Annotated in this window: 9 protein-coding genes; all 9 read left to right on the forward strand. The window is 58.1% G+C overall.

Annotated features, from left to right (window positions below):
* Positions 1 to 785 precede the first annotated feature (785 nt).
* The 9 genes from JNB88_RS06190 (at position 786) to JNB88_RS06230 (ending at position 20,826) form a co-directional block, all read left to right on the forward strand.
* Positions 786 to 3,005 (forward strand): multicopper oxidase family protein, encoded by a 2,220-nt coding sequence (locus JNB88_RS06190; protein ID WP_338110961.1) that lies wholly within the window; start codon positions 786 to 788, stop codon positions 3,003 to 3,005.
* Positions 3,006 to 4,144: 1,139 nt separating this feature from the next.
* Complete coding sequence (locus tag JNB88_RS06195) at positions 4,145 to 5,536, forward strand: nucleotide sugar dehydrogenase (protein WP_037134292.1); 1,392 nt, start codon at positions 4,145 to 4,147, stop codon at positions 5,534 to 5,536.
* A gap of 107 nt (positions 5,537 to 5,643) precedes the next feature.
* Positions 5,644 to 7,281: a glycosyltransferase gene (locus tag JNB88_RS06200; protein WP_220354709.1), complete on the forward strand. Its 1,638-nt coding sequence runs from the start codon at positions 5,644 to 5,646 to the stop codon at positions 7,279 to 7,281.
* A 10-nt stretch (positions 7,282 to 7,291) separates the two neighbouring features.
* Positions 7,292 to 8,422 (forward strand): alginate biosynthesis protein Alg44, encoded by a 1,131-nt coding sequence (locus JNB88_RS06205; protein ID WP_037134290.1) that lies wholly within the window; start codon positions 7,292 to 7,294, stop codon positions 8,420 to 8,422.
* Positions 8,423 to 8,504: 82 nt separating this feature from the next.
* The gene (locus JNB88_RS06210) at positions 8,505 to 12,260 is read left to right on the forward strand and encodes a NosD domain-containing protein (protein ID WP_223217094.1); all 3,756 of its coding nucleotides are present in this window, start codon (positions 8,505 to 8,507) and stop codon (positions 12,258 to 12,260) included.
* On the forward strand, positions 12,257 to 13,426 hold the full coding sequence (locus JNB88_RS06215) for an alginate lyase family protein (RefSeq protein WP_220354711.1): 1,170 nt from the start codon (positions 12,257 to 12,259) through the stop codon (positions 13,424 to 13,426). Before JNB88_RS06210 ends, JNB88_RS06215 begins: the two co-directional genes overlap by 4 nt.
* On the forward strand, positions 13,423 to 16,371 hold the full coding sequence (locus JNB88_RS06220) for a tetratricopeptide repeat protein (RefSeq protein ID WP_220354712.1): 2,949 nt from the start codon (positions 13,423 to 13,425) through the stop codon (positions 16,369 to 16,371). Before JNB88_RS06215 ends, JNB88_RS06220 begins: the two co-directional genes overlap by 4 nt.
* A 277-nt stretch (positions 16,372 to 16,648) precedes the next feature.
* The gene (locus tag JNB88_RS06225) at positions 16,649 to 19,519 is read left to right on the forward strand and encodes a tetratricopeptide repeat protein (RefSeq protein ID WP_220354713.1); all 2,871 of its coding nucleotides are present in this window, start codon (positions 16,649 to 16,651) and stop codon (positions 19,517 to 19,519) included.
* 17 nt (positions 19,520 to 19,536) lie between these two features.
* Positions 19,537 to 20,826, forward strand: a complete 1,290-nt coding sequence (locus tag JNB88_RS06230) for a tetratricopeptide repeat protein (protein ID WP_220354714.1) — start codon at positions 19,537 to 19,539, stop codon at positions 20,824 to 20,826.
* Positions 20,827 to 20,850: the final 24 nt, after the last annotated feature.

Below are 20,850 nucleotides of genomic sequence, written 5' to 3' on the forward strand. Positions count from 1 at the left end.
GAAAGGGCCGCAACGCCAGTGAAGGACGGCACCGCCGTTGCGGGACAGCGCGGGCCCGGCAGGACCTCAAGCCGGGGCAGGACGCGAGACGTGACCACCGAACGGGCTCGTTCAATGGCAGGCAGACAAGCCAAGCATCAGCGGAACGCGCCCGACCTGTGAGCGTTGGAACATATCCACAATGTCGCTACAGGCGGTTGGATTCTCCCTGTTCCATGCAACCCTTCAGTTCGAAGGCACAGCTTGGAAGCTCCAGCGTCCATTCCGGCGCAAAGCCGATGCCAGCAGCCAGGTGTCGTCGAGGGAATAGTTGGCGTCCCTGTCCTGGGTCGTATTTCTCGACCTTCTCTGGAAGTAGAGCTTATATTGGGGACTTGTTCGTCAAGTCCTCGTTCGCCTTCCAAGGGCTCCTTTGCGCGATCAGCCGGGCGAGGATGGTCCTCTTGGATTGAGGAAGTCAGGGGAGGTGGTGCGTAAGTGGAATTCATAGACTCGGCGTAGATAAAATGTAGAGACCGCGGATGAATTGTATATTCGAGTATCCTGCAATCTCCATTGCACTAAAAAAATGGACAATTATATAACATCTATCTAATAAACATTTGTTGTTGCTAGTTCAAAGGAGTATTGTGTTTTTGCCATCATGCGTTGATGCGCTTGATTACATTTGATTGGGGGCTGGTCGAATGTATATTCCTAACGATGCATCTAGAATCAGGCAGAGAGAAGCGCAGCATGCACGAGACAATCGTGCAGAAATTGTCAGGGCGTTAAACCAGGGGCAAGTGACCCGCCGCGAGTTGTTGCGATGGGGTATCTTCACCGCAAGCGGATATCTGGCGTGCAAGAACGGGCTGAGCCCATTCGCAAAGAGCGCTTATGCGGCTGTTCCGACTGGCACGCCGCGCACACCGCTGTTCGGTATCCAGAAATTCACGCAGCCAATGCACAGGCTGAACCATCTCAAACCGCTGCCGATCACCAGAACCGCCGAAGGACACGCGGCCTTTCCGGCCAGCCTCGGCGAGCGGCCGGCCAAGCGGCTGTCCTATCACACGGATTTCTCCGCCGATCCGACCAACCGGCAATTCATCAATCCGCTGACCTATCGCGGACCGATTGAAGGACGTCCCCCAGGCGAGGTCTTCGCGCACCAGCGCTGGGACGAGTTCTTCCCGAAGGTCGGCTACATCATGCGGCTTGGCCAGGTTGCCCAGGGATCGGGCGGCTATTTCCACGATGGCTTCCAGCGTCAACAACCGAACAGTGTCTGGACTTACGCATCAGGAAGGCAAGGCGAATGCACCCTGCCGCCATTCCTGATCAAGGGCCGCTACGGCGAGCCGATCATCACCAGGGTCTACAACGACCTGCCTGCTGACCGGGCAGCAAACAACGGCTTCGGCCGCAACGAGACCCAGCTGCACTTCCACAACGCCCACAATGGCGCGGAAAGCGATGGGGCTGCAAACGTCCACCACTTCCCCGGCACCTTCTATGACTATCGCTGGAGCACAGCGCTTGCCCGGCGCGACAGGATCAACACCCAGGCCGGCGACCCGCGCGCCTCCGGTCCTGACGACAATACCGGCCTCGTCAATGTCGCCGGTGATTTCCGCGAACTGCAGGGGTCGATGTGGGCCCACGACCACCGTTTCTTCTTCACCGCCGAGAACGTCTACAAGGGCAACCTTGGTGCCATCAACTATTACAGCGGCCCGGACCGCGGCAATGAGGAGCTGCAGGACGGCGTCAATCTCAGACTGCCGAGCGGCAAGCTGCTAGGCTGGGGAAACACCGACTTTGATGTCAACCTGATCTTCTCTGACTGCGCCTGCGACGCCTCAGGCCAGCTCTACTTCGACATCTTCGACACCGACGGCATGCTGGGCGACGTTCCGCTGGTCAACTTCGGGTTTGCACCCTTCTTCGAAGTGCTGCCACGCAAGTACCGGTTCCGTGCCCTCAACGCCTGCATGTCGCGCTTCCTGAAGCTCGGGCTCGCGGATGCGAAAGGCAATCCGGTTCCGATCAAGTTCATCGCCAATGACGGCAACCTTGTCGTCAATCCGTTGACGCTTACAGCGCTTCCTGTTCAAGGGATAGCCGAGCGCTATGACTTCATCGTCGATTTCTCCGGCTTCAAGGTTGGTGACCGCATCAAAGTGGTCAATCATCTGCGCCACGAGGATGGGCGACGGCCAAAGGAAGAACTCAGCCTTTCGAAGGCCCTGAAGGGCACGTCGGATGATCCCGTTGTGGGTCCGATGCTCGAGTTCCGGATTGTTGGTGCCGTCGAAAGCGTGGATGTTCCAGGGGTCATTCACCGCGCCACCGACCTAGACAGGAGCCAGGTGCCGGCGGTACTGACCGAGCAGATCCCGATCGTCACACCGGTGCGCACGCGCGTTGTTGAATTTGGCAGGGCCGGAACCGGAGACTCGCGTGGACCGAACGGCTGCACGCCAGACTGCGGTGAGACTGTGACTTTCCCATGGACCATTCGCATCAATGGCGAGACGTCGCATTCCATGAATGCCAACAGGATTTCCCTGCTGGTTCCCAAAGCAGGTGAAGTGGAGCACTGGACCTACAAGAATGGCGGCGGCGGATGGGATCACCCCATTCACCTGCACTTCGAGGAAGGCGTCACGATGCTGCGCAATGGCAAGCCGCCGGGGCCGACAGAGAACCTGGTCAGAAAGGACGTGTGGCGGCTTGGAGAAAGCGGCAGCGTCACCTTCCAGGTCCAGTTCGGCGAATTCGGCGGGTCCTATGTGAACCATTGCCACAACACCGTTCACGAAGACTTCGCCATGCTGCTGCGGATTCAGCTGCTGACCGGGGTTGCTGGAACACCCCAGGCGGCGGTGACGCCTACTCCGAACCCGACCCCGGACGGTGTCTACTTCACGACCCCGGAGATCCTGCCCGAAGGCGCGCCGAAAGGATGGACTAACACTGAGCCACAGCTTCATGCACAGCTTGACACTTCCAAGCCGTGATCTAACCAACGCGCCATCAATCCACCGCCGCTTGGAGGATGGCACTGCTTGCCGGCGCGACCCATACCTCTGTCCGTGCAGGATCAGCGAATTGTTGACGAACGACGGCGAAACCAGACGAGGTCGCGCTGCTTCGTGATGATTATTGCCAGTCGACCGCCTTCCGTGCAACGTGGATTACGATTCACATGGCCCTGAACCACGTAAGCTGCGGCACCCTTTGAGCGCCCCGTTAAAGTGCACCCCGATTGATGCTGCCGCTCGCATGACCTCTAGCCAAAACGGAAACTAACCAACACGGCCCTTGGCTTCGCTCGTACCTCACGTCGCGCGCCAGCGACGCCAGAAGCGGTTGGGCCGCCGTCCAACCGTCCGCAGAGTCGGTTTCATGTTTCAGAAAACGACCGATGGCTGAGCCTGGCGTTTGAGTAGTTGGAAACGCTCCTTGCTAGCTCCGAGGCTGTCGGGGCGCAATGATCCTGATACGCCAGCGTCTTCACCCCGGCGACGCAAGTCACACAGTGAAACAGGCGATCAGACTGCGTTTCGTTGCCGTCAGCCCCTCTCGCTCTCCGATAAAGCAAGGCGATACCGGCGACCTGGAAGGGTCCTAGCGAGATCAATTGACCGGCGATTTCGGAAGGTGATTGTAACGGAGCAAAAGTCCCGAGGGCATTTTCACCCCTTGTAACATTGCTTTCGAGTCATGGAATCGTTGCTGCATAAAAAGGGTATAACGCATTCGCTTCATAGTATCGTTAAGCAGACGCGAATGTTCTTTAGACTTCGAAGGAAAAAAGCCCTCGTTCTTCACAATTCATCAAGAAGTGATGGACGGCTAATCATTACGTCGCAGACGTCTTCTGCCAAAAACGCTCACCGCAAACCTTTTACGATACGGGTACAATTATCTGATTTATTTATGAAATGTCGGCATATGGAGTGGGCAAGATCCCATATATTAGCTTTAGTTAATTTTTACCTATTGCATGCGTCGTTATTTGCGCTTAGCATTCGCCCCGCCACAACAAAAAGACGGTCAGAAAGTAACGTCGTGTGGGGGTTTCCTTAGACTGTAAGCATGTGTTCCGACGACGTTTTTCGGCGGATAGTTCAACTATGCGCAGATGAGGTTAAACATGGAAATGGACCTTAATTCGGCCGGAGTTGCCTCCAAGCGAAAACTTGCTGTTCTAGAAAATTACTATCCGGGTGCCGAAACGCGACCGTATCGAGTTAGTGTCTTTGGTGCCGGCTACGTTGGATGCGTTTCCTCTGCATGCCTTAGCAATGATGGTTTCTCTGTTGTCGCGGTCGATCCCGATCGGTTCAAGGTCCAGCACCTTGCCGACGGCCAGGCTCCCATTGTCGAACCGGGTCTGGATGAACTTCTACAGAGTGCACATACAAACGACCTGTTGCGTGCAACACATTCAGCTGCCGACGCCATCAACGAAACGGACATCTCGTTCTGCTGCGTCGGAACCCCGAGCCTGCCTGACGGAACGCTGAATACCAATCACGTTCGTCAAGTCTGCGAGGACATTGGGAGGGCACTGCGGCACAAGGTCGATTTTCACATCGTTGTCATGCGCTCGACCATTCTTCCCGGGACAATGGAAGATCTTGTCATTCCGACACTGGAGAGAGCTTCCGGCAAAATTGCAGGACGCGAATTTGGTGTCGCCTACTACCCGGAATTCCTGCGCGAAAGCACAGCGATTGCGGACTATTACAGGCCCGGCGCGATTGTTTTTGGCCAATATGCCGACGACACACGCTCCATCGAAGCCCTCAGGACACTTGTTGGCCATATCGGCGTCACCCCACACGTCATCCCGATGCGCAGCGCAGAGATCGTAAAGTACGCCAATAATTGTTGGCATGCGGTGAAGATCAGCTTCTCGAATGAGATCGGCAATATCTGCAAAGCCAAGGACATCGATAGCCACGTTGTCATGGACGTGCTGTGCTCCGATACACGCCTCAACATATCCAGGGCCTATATGAAACCAGGCTTCGCCTACGGCGGCTCCTGCCTTCCGAAAGACCTGCGCGCGCTAACGGCATTTGGCCGCTCCATGAACGTGCCGACACCGGTCCTGGACGCCGCCCGGCTCGCCAATACCGTTCAAATTGATCATGCACGTTCACTGGTGGATGCAGCTGCACATGAGACCATAGGTTTCATTGGTGTGACCTTCAAGGCCGACACCGATGACCTCCGGGAAAGCCCGTTGCTCGAACTGGTCGAGGGGTTTCTAGGTAAGGGTAAGGAGGTTGCGATCTACGATCCGAACGTTGCAACGGATGCAGACCAAGGTCGCAACTTCCTAAAGCACATCGCACCGCTCTTGCGTGACAGCATCAAGGACGTAATTGCGGCCTCCGAGGTCGTCGTGGTCGGCAACAAATATCCCGGCTTGAAGGATGCGATCGAATCTACGGGCAAGCCTGTGATTGTGATCGACCTAGCACGCATCGAAAAGCCGGAAAACAGAAACGTCATCTATCACGGCCTTTGCTGGTGACCAGTTTCGAGCCGACCGAACGAGCGGTCGGCGCCTCGATGCAATCGAGGAAGGAAGGCATCTCGACATAGGATGCCCAACCATTTTGGCAGGGAGCAAGAGCAGGAATGCAGCACGCCGAGGGCCATGGACTGATTACCGCGCCGGTCGATCGCCTGCAGGCGACGTCATCTGCTCGGCGCGAGCGGTCCACGTCACGATTTGTGGCCTGGAGTGAAACGCTTGAGGCCCATATCGCCTACATTGCTTTGATCCTTTGCATCGCTTCCATTACGCCTCTTGACAGCCTTGCCAGCGCTCATTCAGGTGCACTTTTCGGTCTCGGCTTCCTGGCTGTCTGGCGATATGGCTGGGGCCTTGCGCACTTCGTGCGTTCCAACATCTACCGCTCGATCGTGTTTCCGCGTATGCGAGCTGCAGCCGAGACGGCAATGCGCGAAAGCGCTGAGAACGAGCAACACGTCTTTCTCCTCGTTACCAGCTTTCGCATCGACGGCGATACAACTGCGGCGGTCTATCGTGCAGCCTTCGAAGCAGCGAAACGGGCGCCGAATGGCGCTACGGTAGTCGCCTCCATCGTCGAAATGGGCGATCAACGCCTTATAAAGCAGCTACATCAGCTGGTCTGCGGCGAAAACAGCAACGTTCGCCTGGTCATCACCCGCATAGCCGGAAGCGGTAAGCGCGATGCGCTGGCCTATGCATTCCGCGCTATCTCCCGGCAGGAGCCGAAGGTCGACGACGTCGTGGCCGTCATCGACGGGGACTCAATCGTACCGTCTGATCTCGTCAGCAAGTGCATGGGGTTTTTCCAGGCCGACAGCCGCGTCGGGGCACTCACAACGGATGAAATCTCGCGCGTTCACGGCAAGGCGAAGTTTCATATCTGGTACAGTTTGCGGTTTGCTCAGCGCCATATTCTCATGTCGTCGAATGGACTGTCCGGCAAGGTGCTCACATTGACGGGCCGCATGTCGATGTTCAGGGCGTCGATCATTTGTGACCCCGACTTCGTAAACCAGATCGAGTCCGATTATGTCGATCACTGGCGGTTCGGTCGGCTCAAATTCCTGACAGGAGATGACAAGTCGAGTTGGTTCTGGCTTCTGCGCAACCGCTACAAGATGCTATATATTCCTGACGTTGTCGTCGCGACCGTCGAGGAACCCCCATCCAGGTATTTTCTGCCGGCGGCGACCCAGCTGATGGTGCGCTGGTTCGGCAATATGCTGCGCACGAATACACGGGCGTTGGCATTAGGACCATCCAAAGTCGGCCTCTTTACATGGTGGACGATCTTTGACCAGCGCATCTCCATGTGGACATCGCTTGCCGGGCTGGCGATGGTTTTCTTGGTCGGACTGTTTGCGACACCTTACGCTTTCCCAATTTACCTCCTGTGGGTTCTGGTAACGCGATACCTCCTGACACTGATGTTGTTCAATTCACGGCCGCGCGTATCGGCCTTCTATCCCTTCTTTATTTATTTCAACCAGATCTACGGATCGATCATAAAGACCTACATCTTCTTCCGCCTGAACAAGCAGAAGTGGACGCGTCAGAAGACGACACTTGCGGATAACCGCACGCGCTTCGAGAGCTATGCTCGCGAGGCATCCTCAGTGCTCTTGCATGTCATTGCTCTCATTGTGTTCGGTACGTTGGTGGCCCTTGTGCTGGGGCAACTAGCAGTCCCCGACGCCACCGTATTTGCAATGGCCTACGGTCTGAACCCGGTAAATTGAGGGAGTGGATATGAACGTCGTAAAATTCGAAGCGGACGTGCAACGTCAGCATGCACGCTACAAGCTCCCCTTGAAGTGCGTCATTGACGGATACCGCTACAACTGCCTTGATTGGTCGATCGGTGGCGTGGGGGTTGCAACCGGGAAGACCGTGCTGCCCGAGTTCAAGACATTTCCGGTCGACCTCGAGTTCCCTTTCGACGGCTTCGTCTTTACCCTGAGGGTAGACGCTCAGGTTCGCTATTGCGACCCGGTGAAGGGGCGTACCGGTTTCCAATACATGTCGCTAACGGAGGAAAACCTCCGCTTTCTGCGCTACGTGCGCGACGCTCACCTAACAGGAGAAGTCGTCGCCCTCGACGACGTTCTCGACCTGTCCAGTCGGGCGATCGATGCGCGCGGTCGCAAGAAGGATTCCCTCACCGCCAAACAATCCCTCACTGAGCGTCGCAGGGCATTGGCCAAGCGATTTTTGCGGATCGGCGCAGTATCGATCCTCGGGCTCGGGGTACTGGCTTTTCTGTGGGGAGCGCTCTACCAGAAGCTCTGGACCTTCCAGGCCGACCAGGCCCTTGTGACGATCGATGCCGCAGCTGTGATCGCGCCGTCGGACGGCATCGTCACAAATATTGTCACACAAGGCGCTGTGAAGACCGGCGATCCCGTAGCGACGATCCTGCCTACCGCCAACAACAAAAGCGTCACAGTGCTCGCGCGCTGCGACTGCATCGTTCAAGATGTCCAGGTGGGGTTGGATAGCCAGGTTCGGGCCGGAGAGCGGCTCCTTTCTTTGAGCATGCAGAATGCCAAACCGCACGTCGTGGCGATGGTCGACTATTCGCAAGCACAGCGCCTTTATGAGGGCGTTCGCGTTCTAATCGACCTTCCGCATGGCCAGAGCATTTCGAATGCGTCTATCCGGGACCTGCCAAAACTTACGAGCACAGAACTGGCACTAGGAAACAAGATCCCGATCAACATCGATGTCGGCGATCAGGATCTCACCTCCATCGTTGGGACACCCGTGAGCGTACGGTTCGTGCAACCACCTTGGGCAACTTCGTCCTTGCCAGACATGCCGAGGGTTCCCGCCAGCACGAGTTCGACGGGGGGCCAACCGCCGGCCGAGACCAAGGGATAGGAGCTCTGTGGCAGCCGCGTGCCCGCGGAGGAATTGCAACAAGCGAGTTCGACACCTAGCGATGACGAGGGAGTTGATGCGTATGACATGCACAAAACGGTACCTCGCTGGATTGGCCGCCTCGGTTCTGACGATGGCCGTCGTCTTCTGTGCAAGCGGGACCTATCCGGCCTTTGCTCAGACGTCGGAAACGTCGGATGTTATTCAGCAGGTCGTCGAGAAAATCCGGCAGTCCGTTCTTGATGCAGACAAGGCCAAGACGCCCGCCGAACGGATCAAGGCCTATGACCGCGCTCGCGATCAGCTGGCCGCGCTGGCGGTGACTGCTGAGGGTGGTGATGAGGCTGCCAAGATGAGCATTGCGGACCTGGAGGCGAACGGTATCACCAGCGACGTCGTTACCACAGGCACGCTAAGCGCCATGCTTGGAAGTCTGACAGACAAAGTCGGCGATCCCGACGCACGCGTCGCAACCAGGCTGCGGATCGACGACCTTATCGACACCCTGTCGGCGCCACAACTCAAGGTTTCGGCGCTGTCAGACTATGCGCGCCAAATCGCAAGCGACCACGATGCCGCCTTGAGCCTGCTGGAGAGAGCGATCGACGTTAGCACGAAGCTCGCTTCGGCGGACGAGAAGAACGCGGCGTTGAACAACATCGCACAGGTTGGCGCCTATGTGGAGCCGAAGCTGACATCGAATATCGTCAACAAGGCGGTCGGCGGTATGTGGCCAGCGCGCATGCGGGGTTTTGCCCGGTACGATATCGCTCTCAGACTGCTTGGCGAAAAGAAACTTGGAAAAAAGGAAATCAAGGACGCCAAGTTCGACGACATTTCGGCGGCAATCAAAGCCGAACTCAAGGCGGGCAGAATTGAGCAAGCTCTCTTGTTTGCACTTGCGGTTGATCCGGAATCCTCAGACCACCGCGCAGACGCTGTCAATGACGTCCTGGACGCAGCACTCAAAAACAATACCGTCAATCTGTTCCCGGTATTAGCCACGAGCCTCGCCGATCGCAGTGATCAGGAAGATCTGATCGTCCGTATCGTCAAGAACCGGATCGATGCCGACCGCTTGATCGATGCGACGGCTATGACCGACGTCATGGAACGCGGGCCTGGGCTTGCGGAAATCGACTTCACCCTTGCCTCCGAGCTTAGCGATCGCGGCTTGGTCAAGATGGCCACGCAGCAGTATGACCAAGGTACAGAGATCGTCAAAGCACTAAGCGGAGACGAGAAGGAAGCGGCTCTGATCGCGGCCATTGCCGGTGCGACAGACCTGAAGCGTTTTGATGACGCACAGTTCTTTGCAGACCAGCTGACGGATATTCGAGGCGCGTCCAATGCACTCGGCAACCTGGCCAAAGCCTTTGCAGACAGCGACGATTTGAAGAAGGCCGAGGCACTTCTTGCCAAGATCCCCATCCCCAAGGACCGGGAGCAGGCGCTTTCCGGCATTGGGCGTGCCAAGGCGAGGGAAGGTGATCTAGATGCCGCAACGAAGATCGCCGACGAGATAACAAATGACGAAGACAAGGGCCGGGTGCAGTCTGAAATTGTCCGCGTCCGGGCGCGCAACGGAAGCGTCGATGACGCACTAGGCCTTGCGATCACCATCAAGGAACCGGAGTACCGTGTTGAATCGCTCCTGCGGCTTGCCAAGGAGATATCCGGAAAGGGTGACGCGGAAAAGGCGAGCGACGTTGTCGGCCAGGCCATCGCCTATGCCGGCGGTATAGGCAAAGCAGAGCAGCGCGACGAATTGTACTTTGACATCATCGACTATTTGTCGAAGTCCAATCAGATTGATCTTGCAAAGCAGCTCGTCAGCAAGATCGCCGACGAGAAGCTGAAGGCGAAGGCAGCCGGGCGCATCGCAAGCCGGGCGGCGCTCTCGGGTGACACTAAAACCGCTACTGCATACCTCGACAGCCGGCCGGCCGCCAGTGATGAAGATCTAAAAGCAGAAGTCATCATCGCGACCGCAAATGATCCCGCTTATGTCAAGACGGCCATCCTTGCTGCCAAGAGCATTCACGATCCGATGCTTCGGGTGCGCACGTTTCGCGCCATTGCGGAAGTACAGTTGCGTCATCTTGACCGCGTCGGCTGGGGAATGGGAAAGGGCGAACCATCTGAGTACAGGAATTGGCGGGAAAAGGCCTCCTTGGAACCTGCAACCAGAGACGAGGCTAGGGCCGCGACGGCGATCTTCAGCGATGGCCGGATGTCGCTCAGCACAACATCCGAAATGCCGGGTTCGCTCGCCAGGTACGGGTACCCCGATATAAGCAAGTCAGCCGCGACCACCCGCTCGATGCTGCCCTTGCCGGCCCCGGGACGGGTCTCGATAACGCTTGGAAACCTCAGCCCCTATGAAAGCAAATTCATGGAGGACCTGGCAGGGGGTTTTACCGGTCTGTCGCATGCCGCGCGTGCACAAGGGCTTCTCTATCCAAGGATCATCGTCATCCAGAGCGGTGTCTATACCCTCGGCAGCCTTGCGATGCAGCTTGACAGTACGGCTGGCGAACCGCTCGTCGAACGAGACGGCGACACTGTCACACTTCGCGCGCCGTTGCTTGTCGGAGAAGGGGCAAGTCTGATCCTGTCGGGCCAGGAGGCTTCCACATACCGACTGTCCGCCACCGCCGGTGCGTTCCTTGCGGTCGGCGGCAAGCTCTACATTCAAGACACGACCGTCACATCGTGGGATGAGGCGTTACGCAAGCCACGCAGTTCGACCAAGGAGACGCGTGGGATTTTCAGACCTTTCATTGTCGGTTGGAGCAACTCAGAGATGTTCATCGGCGGGTCGGTGCTGGACTCGCTTGGCTATGCCGCGTCCAAATCGTTTGGCCTGACGTTTTCAGCTGGTCCCAAGACCATCGTCAAAGTGCGCGAACAATTGCGAAATCCAACAGGTATCGTCGTGGAGAACTATTTCCACAACTTCGAATACGGCTTTTATTCCTACGAAGCCGACGACATCTCGCTTATCGGCAACGAGTTCGCAGACAACGTCCTCTATGGCGTTGATCCGCACGACCGCTCGCACCGGCTGCTGATTGCGCTCAATACCGCGCATGACACCATGGTAAAGCACGGCATCATCATCTCCCGTGGCGTCGACGCCAGCTGGAAGGTCGGGAACGTGGTGTTTCACAACAAGGGTTCCGGCCTGATGCTCGACCGCGACAGCGTCGACAATCTTGTCTACGGCAACCTCTCCTTCGAGAACGATCAGGACGGTCTTACCTTCTTCGAAAGCAGCTGCAATCTTGCCGTCGCCAACGCCTTCATCGAGAACGGCCGCTCCGGCGTGCGCGTTCGCAACAGTTGGGATATCGCCGTCCACGACAATGCAATTGTCGGCAACAAGCTCGAGGCAATCAGCGGATATATCAGCGACCTGTCGTTGGCAGACGGCGAATATAAGCGCGACCTATTGATGGACCCTTATGTGCCGCTGACCACCTTCTCGGCGTCGAGCAATCTGATTTCCGCAAACGGCAAGGGCATAAAAGCTGCCGGCGTTTCCGGCCTGACATTGGCCAAGAACGAGTTCCGAAACCAGGAGGGTCGTCTCCTCGACGGCGATACGCGTCCCTTCGAGGGTCACGTGCTACGCTTCAACGGGAACAAGGACGTGGTCATCGCATCCACATGCCGTCCACAACGTCCGGCAAATTATGAATGCGCCTTCAGGGAAGCGGGTTTTATTGGAGGCAGCGACGCATTGTTCTTTGACAGCAATACGGCCGGCAATTGCACCGACGCTCGAGGGTCGGTGCAGTTTGAGGGTTTCCATGGAAAAGGAGACAGCAGTTGAAAAACGCGCCTCACTCTTTCCTCACAGTTCGCGGTGGTGTCGTCCTTTTGGCAACCGTACTTGGCGTAGCGGCTGGGCCGAGCTTACCGCATGGGCCGGTGGCTCAAGCTGCAAGTGGCGGTTACCAGGGACTGTTTGACGTGAGGGAGCGCAAGGCATTCCTCGAACAGAATCCGGCGTCTGATGCACGAAAGGCATGCCTTGCGGTGAATGCCGACGCCAAATGGCTAAACATCGACGTCATCAAGGGTCTGACGACAACAGAAGGATACGGCACCGATGGGTCCGCCAATCAGTATGCCTGGGCCGTCATGGTTCTCTCGGGCCGCGCTCTTGCCGGCGACAAGCGCTCCGAAGAGATGCTCAAGGCGTTCTTGCTGAAGTGGGCAGACGCTGCTGCCTTTTCGCAAACCGAGAAGGCGCATGACGCTTATTACGCCCTAAAGCGTGTCATGTTGCCGACTGTTGTGGGTTATTCGATCATTCGCGATGGGCTAAGCGACGAAGAAGCGCAGAAGCTGATCGCCTGGATGGATCCATTGGTCCGGCGGGCCGATCAAATGTTCGAAGGAAGTGTCGACTACAACAATCATCGATACCTCGCTGACAGCGTTTTGATGACATGGGGCAGCCTGACGGGCAATCAGGACCTGTATCAGAAGGGGCTCGACCGCTTCCGCATCATCCTCGATGACGCGCGCGCCGATGGCAGTTTACCGCTCGAAACCCGCCGCGGCGCACGTGCGCTTTGGTATATGCGCCAATCACTGACGAGCATGACCGTCATGGCCGAAGTTGCCGCCGGTAGCCAGGATGACCTCTTCGACGCCACCGCAGATGAAGACGGAATGAAAAAATCCATGTGGACGATCCTGTCCTTCTGGATGAATGGGATGACCAATCCAATCCTGGTCAAGGCTTATTCCGCGCAGAACTATATTCCCGGACCGGAGCAGGATTTCATGAAGCCGGATTTCGGCTTCCTGGAAAATCGCGGCAATGGACGGCACTACCTCGCATTCCTCGAGGCGCTCGCTGTTCATCAACCACCGAATTTCATTCAGCGACGCGCGGGCGCCCTTTTGGAGCGCGAAGCGGGAAATGAGCGTCCTTTGATCGACGAATTCGCAGGCGGGAATGCCACCTGCTTCTGGAGGCAGGGATGACGCGGCGTCAGAAGAAGCTCTCCGTTCTGCTTGCAGTTAGTTGCCTGGTCTTGTCGACGGCGATTTCGGCAAATGCCCAATCCAAGGCAAAGCCTGCAGAGCAAGTCGACCTGCTGATCCAATTGAAGGATGGTGATGAGCTTTTAAAGGTTGCCAAGCAGTTGCGCGCAGGAACGGCTGTCTCGGGCGACAATCCATTGAAAGTTCCAAACTTCCCCAAAGCGCGGCAGGCTCTTGAAGCTGTCGTGACGTTTCCCGGCGCCGGACAGGCAGAGGCGAAGCTGTTGCTGGCGAAGATGATGCTTTCGGGGGAGGGAGGACCGGTTGACCTCGATCGCGCGCTGGTACTGCTTGACGATGTCATCAAGGTAGGGAATGCCGAGGCCGCATATATCCGCGGACAGAAGCTGGCCTCGCTTCCCAATCGGGAGAAAGAAGCTCTCGACAATCTCAATCTGGCGCTTCGCCTGGGCGACGGTGCTGCGGCATTCGAGCTCGCGAAGCTGCCCAGTGCAACACCGCAGCAAGCCGCTGCCATGACCAGTTTTGGTCTAAACCTCTTACGCCAGCGCGTTGCGCGCGGCGACGGAGGCGCCGCCTTCGATCTCGGCGGATACTATCGAAAGCAATCGGACAAGTCCGAGGATCAGAAAGAGGCGTTGGCCTGGTATCAAAAGGCGGCGCAGCTTGGGCAGACAACAGCTGTTGTCTGGGTGGCACGCTTGCTGGGCGATCCGGACAAGCCTTTCTTTGATCCCGCAGCCGCTGTCGAGCAATACCAGATCGCCGCGCGCAGTGGATCGATCGAGGCCGCACAGGAACTGGTGCGCGACTTTGCAGAGGCCGGTCCTCTGAAAGTCCCCCCTCAAGTGTACGACATGTGGATTGCCAAGCTGATCGACTCCAAGGATGCGACGGCAGTTCTCTATTACACCCAAGCCCTGCAAGAGACGGCCGAGCAGCGCAGGCAGTCGTCAGACATGCTCTACAAGGCAACCATGGCGGGCGATGTGGCCGACCTCGATGATCTGGTACGAATTGGCGAAAGCTTCCGGGACGGCGCCGGTGTCGTAATCGATCAGACACGTGCCGTAGATATCTTTCGCCTGGGAATTAAGAACGGCTCGAATGCCGCACTGACCAGATTCGCGCATCTGATCATCGACGCCCCATCTCTCAGAAGCGAAGAAAATGTCACGCTCGCCCGCGAAAAGCTTGGCGGGTTGGCAGCAAAGGGAAGCGTCACTGGCCAGCTGCTGCTCGGCGACATGTATGCCAAGGGCGTCGTAGGCGAGAGGGACGAGACGAAAGCCATCGAGCTCTATCGCAGTGCCCTCGCTGCGGCGGAATCGGTCGAGGTGCTCAATCGTCTGGCAGACGTCTATCTGTCGTCCCCCGACGGCAGCAAGCGAATGAAGGCCTTTCCCTATATCGAGCGGGCGTCGCGGGCTGGCAGTGAAAGCGCCATGCTGAAGGAGGCGGAGGCCTATGCCAAGGGCGAGATCGTTGCGCAGGATTTCGACAAGGCCGTGTCGCTCTACAAGAAGGCAATCTCGCACGGTGCAACGGATGCTCTGGTCAGGTTAGCAAACCTTTATCTTTCGCGCGGAGGAGAGAGCGCGTTTCGCGACGCACATAAAGCCTTCGCCGACGCGATAGCCGCGGGGAACCGCGAGGCGCCTGTCGAGATGGCGCGCTTCCTCAAGGAAAACGGGAAACTGGACGAAGCAATCGACCGGCTGACCGCTGCCGCCCGAAGGAACAACAGTTCTGCCGCCGTCCAGCTCTACGAATATGTGTCCGAGCGGGCCCAGGACCCGAATGTCGGGGCGGAATGGCTACGCGTTGCGCTGAAGACGGTAAGCGATGTGCCGCGCGAAAAGGTGCATCTGGCGAGCGCCATGCTGATGCCAGCGGATATCCGCCTTAACCTCGAGGGCGCCTCCATGCTGCGCGAGCTCGCGAGCGCCAAAATCCCGGGCGCCGCGGTCGCCCTCTCCAATGTCTACATCGAAGGGAAAGGTGACACAACGGATGTCCCGGCCGGTCTGGAACTGCTGGAACAGGCCTCCCAAAAGGGCGATGTCGATGCCCTCCTGAAGCTCGGCGATCTCTACATGGATGGCAAGTACGTCAAGGGCGACGGCGAAAAAGCGGTTGGCTATTACCGCGCGGTGATCGCGCTTCACCCGGACGACGAGACCGCTAACATGCGGATGGCGCGCGCCTACAGGGAGGGCAACGGCGTCGAACGCAATCTCTCGACCGCGGCTTCGTATTTGAAGATCTCCTCTGACGCGGGTAGCCGCATGGCGACGCGTGACCTAGGCCTCGCCTATATGTGGGGCAGCGGCGTCAAGAGAGACGAAGGCAAGGCTGTTCAGCTCTTGCATTCTGCGGCCGAACACGGCTTCGCCTTTGCCTGGAGCGACCTCGCAGATACATATGGTTCCGCTATCGGACCGGCGGTCGATGCCTCGCAGAATTTCAGACTTAACATGCGCGGCGCCAAGGAAGGGCATGTAACCGCCATGATCGGCGCAGGTGTGGCCCTTCTCTCCGGCTTCGGCACCCAGCGCGATCCCGAGGCAGGTATCCTCTGGCTGGAGAGGGCATCGGCAAGCACCGGCTGGGATGCACCCGATGCGATGTACAGACTGGCCGAGGTCTACAAATTCGGCATCGGCGTCGACAAGAATCCGAAGAAAGAACGCGAATGGAAACTGCGAGCAGCAAACGCCGGCAGCGCTACAGCGATGTTCCATCTTGCCCTGGATCTGGAAGCCGAGAATACGGACAGCAGCAAAACAGAAGCTATCAAATGGCTGCAGAGCGCGCGCGCCCTCCAGCATGTGCAAGCGGCCAAAAAACTCAAGAAAATGGATGCGGGAGACGCGTCTTCCGCATCGCTGCAAGGGGGCGAGGACAATGGTGTGGAAGAGTGAACGCCAGCGCAGCGTCACATTTCGCAAGCGAATACCGCGCAGAGCGTTGGGGGGCGTGAGCCTGGAGGAGGGCCGAGCGGGCGGTCCACGCGTCCTCGCCTGCACCGCACTGATCATGCCCGCCCGAGGCGATTCCGGATTGGACCGGAGTTCCAACTGGGTCGTGCTGGTGAGAAGCGAGATCATCGCACGAGCACGGCAACGCATGCTGGACAGATTGAGATCGACCCAAGACGAGAATGGCGGCGGTGGTCGGAAGCAATGAGGTAGCGTTAAGATGTCGAACGGAACCAAGAGCTGGAGTGCAAGCGTCATCCGCCCAATTTCGGGCTTGCGGAAAGCCGTGCTCGTCACGACAATCGCCTCCGCGGCTTTTTGTGCCTCAAACGCCATCGCCGCTACGCCCGCGTTGATCCCGCTGAGTCCGGATTTTGACTATTCCAAAATTTGCATCGCACCGCCCGCAATTCCCGCGCCGCGCAATTGGAGCCGGTGGGACGGAAAAAGTCCGAGCAATCTGTCGCCTGACGACATGCTGCGGGATGCGCAGACGCTCTTCAACCCCTACAGCCGTTATCAGAGAAGTCCTGCTACCGCGCAGCGCATCGCCCTCTATCTGAGCCAGGTTCCTTTTGCCGGCGCGGGCCGCGCGCTGCATCTCTATGGGCGCATTCTCGCCGACGATGACGACGCGTCCCTTCACGCTGACGAAATCGTCCGGGTCGAGACTGAAGCGATCAAACGTGGGACGATTGAAGCGGGTACCTTTCTCGGTAGGCTCTATCGCGAAGGCAAAGTAGTGCCGGTGGACGACAACAGGGCGCAGACGTATCTCATGGCAGCGGCAAACGCAGGCGACCCGAGCGCCGAGTTGGAGCTTGCCCGCCTGTACCACCGCAACCCTCAACTTGCCGCTACGGCCGACGAGAGCCGTCTCTACCTGAACCGCGCGATCTCGAAGATGTCGGAACGGCTTGGTGCAGGCGATTGCACCGTGTTGACCGGCTTCGCTGATATCCTGATTGATGCCGACCTTGGCCTGGACGATCAGCAAGCCTCTGCGCAGTGGTTGCAAGCGGCCGTGAAACTTGGCGATGTCCGCGCCATGTCGGCGCTCGCGCGCCGATACCTGCAGGACGGCAGCATCGCCACCAAGCAGCAGCAGGCGATCGAGCTGCTGCGGCAGGCCTCAGCGCTCGGACACTCGGCAAGCCGTTTGACCCTGGCCGATCTCCTGCTTTCAGCTTCGCCACAGGGAAACGGCAAGAACGAAGCGCTCAAATTGCTCAGCCAGGAAGCAGAGCGCAACAACGCCCGCGCTTATGAGATCAGGGCGGCCTACTATCGCGGCGCTTACGGCGCTGGAGTGGATCCGAGCCTCGAACTACAAAGCCTGCAGAAGGCAGCCGTATTGCCCGACGTTGGCCTCCAGACGCTGGAACGACTCGGCATAATCTATGCGCGCGGCAGCGCGGGCGCACCAAATTTCGAGCTCGCCAAGCAGACGCTCGTCAAGGCCGCCGATCTTGGCTCGTCTCCCGCCGCCTTCGAGCTCTACAACCTCGCCTCCGGCGACAAACCGTCGATCAAGCTCGACAGGGATCCATTGGAGTACCTCAAGGCAGCAGCCGACCATGGCCTCGGCGTCGCCATGAGCAAGCTATCATATCTCTACTCTTGCGGAATGGGTGTCGAGAAAGACCGCACCAAGGCACAGCGCTGGCTTGAGAAGGCGGCAGCAGCGGGAAACGCTGCCAGCCTGCTAACTCTTGCGGATGAGGCCCTTGCAAACCGCAACCAAGAGGGCGCCACTTCAGCCTTTGGCCTACTCATGCAAGCGGCAGAACAAGGCGATGTCGAGGCCATGATGCGCGTTAGTCTCGCCTATCGCGATGGATCGGGAACGGCGGAAGATCCAGCTGCGGCCGCGACCTGGCGCCAACGCGCGATCACGACGGACGCTGGAGTCGCCACGTTGACCGAAGCACGTACGCTGCTGTCGCCCGATACCGTTCAGAACCGCAACGCCGTAAAGGCGAGAGCGATGCTGGAGAGATCAGCATCGACGGGAAATCCCGACCTGCTCTTCGAGTTGGCCAAGCTGTATATGGATCCCGATCCGGCTCTTGAGCCGAATGCGGTGAAAGCGACATCAATTTTCGTCGAAGCGGCGTCAAAAGGCAGCATCTCTGCGATGCTGCGACTGGTGGACATGAAAGTACAGGCTGCGGACGGTGACGGAGCTGATTGGCAGCGTTGGCTTGCCCGTGCGAACGCGACCGGCGATCTTCGCGCACTGCTCAAGCAAGCGGAAATGGAAAGCGACGCCGAACGTCAGGCGACCATTCTGAAGGCCGCTCTGGATCGATCGCTTTGCTCGGACAAAGAGAAAATTCAGGTCGCACTGGCCGTCCGTACCGTTCCGCAATTCAGACAGAACTATTTCGGTCTTTTCGATCAACTCATTGCAGAGCCAATCGTTGATCCGAACACACAATATCAAGTTGCACGTTTCCTGTTGAACGAACGCCCAACCGAAAAGGCCAAGGCGATCGAGCTGATGAAGGCCGCCGCCGAGGGCGGAAAGCGCGAGGCGATGCGCGAGATCGGCCGGATGTATAGTACCGGCGAGGGCATGCCGGTGGACGAGGAGAGCAGCTATACATGGCTGCTCAGAAGCGCACGGCTCGGCGACGAGGGGGCGCTGGAAAGCCTGGCAACAGGCATCCTGTCACAGCAGACCACTCTCGACGACCCGACAAGCGGCGACGATAGAGTGGGCGCAATGTTGCGCGATCTCGCAGCTGAGAATTCTCTACAAGTGGCCACCCTTCTGTCGAGACTCTACCTACAGCTCTCCGAGGGCAGCCCTGCCTTCGCTGAAGCAGCAAAGACCTGGACCCTGAAGGCGGCAACACTCGGAAATGGCGCTGCCATGCTCAATGTTTCCGATTTCTATGCCGCCGGTACTCACGGTTTCGAGCATTCCGACGCCAAGAGCACCGAATGGCTCGCGAAAGCGGCACATGCAGGCTACCGCGGCGCTTTCGAAAAATATGCAATCGCGCTTCAAATCGGTTTTGGCACGAAGGCTGACGCCGAGGAGGCGCAACGCTGGCTAACTAGGTCGACCGAGCTGGCAAACTGAGAAGTGGGAGTGGCGTCATGAAGAGCATCTTACTGATATCGCTGACCGCTCTGATGGCAACAGCAACGATCGCGACCGCCGAAGCCGCAAAGGTCGTAAAGCCGACGCCCAGGCCCGTCATTGAGAAATACGCAAACTGGGAAGAGATGCGGATCAGCAAGGGCTGGCCCGATGTCAACGCCGCGGCGAAGCTTCCCTTACCCAAGCGCCTGGCAATAGCCACTGCAGCCCTTACGACACCTGACCGGAAGGTGCGTGATCCCAGCTATGGTTTCGCACTTCTGCTCACAGGGCAAACATCGCGCGACGCCACACGACTTCTCGCCAAGGGCGTTCTAATGAACGACTACTCATTCGGTGATAAAACGCCAGCAGTCCTTCGTTCCCTTGCCGCTGAGGCCATGCGCGGCTGCAAGAGTTGCGTGGCGGCCTATGGATTGATCCAGTATGCCGGTCAGGATGTCCCGCAAAATGATGCTGTTGCCTACAAGTGGTACCGATGGGCCGCAGTTGTCGGAAATGCCAAGGGGATTGAGGCAACGTCACTTGCTCTTGCTGAAGGCCGTGGAACAGCCAAGAGTATTCCGGAAGCAAAGAAATGGGCGAGCCGTCTGGAACCTACGCGCCGAGCAAAGCTTTATACGGAGATGGCGAAGCGCATCGTGCTGAGCAAGAATCCGGAAGACGTGGACGTCAGTTCCGATTTATTGCTGCAGGCGATGGCACTCAATCCGCTCGACGCTGGCAGGCCAGCAAAACAGTTACTCAATCTCGACTACCCCACTCCGGTGCAGGACAAGGCGATGGATGAGATTCGCGCAGCCGGACGGAAAGCCGACCCGAATGCGCTCAAGGTGATGGGCCAGGTCTTGTGGAGGAAGGACAAGCCGGAAGCTGTCGACGAGGCAATTTCGATGTTCCAGATCCTGGCGGAGACCGGCAACGTTGAGGCCATAGACTATTTGTCGAAGGCCCTGGAGCGTTCGGATGTCGACAAGAGCCGAAAAACTCAGATCATTGCCAGCCTCCAGTCAGCCGCAGCCAGCGGATATGCTCCTGCCTCAAAGGTACTGGGCAGCGCCTACTATCATGGCACCGGCGTCGACGCTTCGCTTGAAAAGGCGCAGGCCTACCGGGAAGCCGCCGCCAAACAGAATGATCCCGAGGCTCAATATCTTCTCGGCATGATGATGCTTCAGGTGACCAACGGCTCACAAGATGACTCGGCAGGCCGGGAGTGGCTGGAGAAGTCGGCAGCGGGTGGCTACGCACTGGCGCGCGCCGCGCTTCAGCAACTGTCCAACTAGAGCGCTGAACAGGTTACAATAGAG

It is taken from the genome of Rhizobium cauense (assembly GCF_019511525.1).
Classification (GTDB): Bacteria; Pseudomonadota; Alphaproteobacteria; order Rhizobiales; family Rhizobiaceae; genus Rhizobium; species Rhizobium cauense.